1 protein-coding gene is annotated in these 1,008 nt (G+C 61.4%); it reads right to left on the reverse strand.

Annotated features, from left to right (window positions below; translation table 11 throughout):
- Window positions 1-1,008: hypothetical protein (locus ACIQXH_RS20425; RefSeq protein ID WP_403125482.1), on the reverse strand; the 1,008-nt coding region annotated here is incomplete at both ends.

The following is a 1,008-nucleotide window of genomic DNA, read 5'->3' on the forward strand; positions in this document are numbered from 1 at the left end:
TTGACGATCGGTGAGTCCTCTTCGACGCCAAACGAATCTCGCAGTGCGGGAGTGAACTGCCCGTCCTGAACCAAGTTCGCCGCACTGGTGAACGCTGGCGAGGTGACAACGCTCTCGAAGTGTTCGAGCGCCGGTGCCAGCGAAACGAGATGCGGAACTAGCAGTTCCCACGCCTTCGTTTCGGCCGGCGACAGTACCCGCTCGGGAGCGATCACATTCTTCGGCATGAAGCCGGTGCCACTTGCTAGGCCGCCCTGGTCGAAAAGCCCGAACGTCAGCTTGCTGCCGAGATCCTTCGCCTTGTCCCATGCGCTCGACAGCAGTTCGCCGAGGCCGAGCACCTTTTCCGCCAGGTAGCCCGAGACCATGTCCCGTCCCTTATCCAGGAACTTCGGCGGAATGCCGAGAACTTCAGGAGGCGGCGAACCAATCGCACCAGCGATCGAATCCTTGATCGGATTGAGGCCCTTGTCGAAAATCTCCGCAATCTTGCGCTGCAGGAAATCCTGCTTCTGCTGCGGACTCGGTCCACCCCCTCCGCCGCCTGACTCAAAGGCGCCGTCCGCACCGATAGCAAGGTGGTACTGCCCCGGGTTGACTCCGACGAATTGACCACTGTCGGCACCAGCAGCTGGTCCGCCATAGGCGACATACCCATGTCCGCCACCAGATTCGACATTGGTCGTCGAGTACGGTCCGACGCCGGTCAGTGTTCCGGCAGTGTGTCCACCACCCGGTCCACCCGGATTGTCATGAACACCTACTGAGAAGCCCTGACCAAGGCCGGGTACCCATGGCTGGCCGCCAGGGAAGGACCCTGTTGCCCATGACCACTTGCCGTCGCCGCCATTGATGATAGCGTCGGCAATCGCGGACATATAGCCCGAGCAATCCTCGAAGCCCCACGTGTACGGATTGCCGTTGCGCATCTTCGCTGCACGGTGACCGTTTTCGAGCTGTGACTCCCAGGCCGGGCGGATCTCGCCGCCGTCCTTGTACTTCGGAAGT

The organism is Peribacillus sp. NPDC097225 (assembly GCF_044761955.1).
Lineage (GTDB): Bacteria > Bacillota > Bacilli > Bacillales > DSM-1321 > Peribacillus.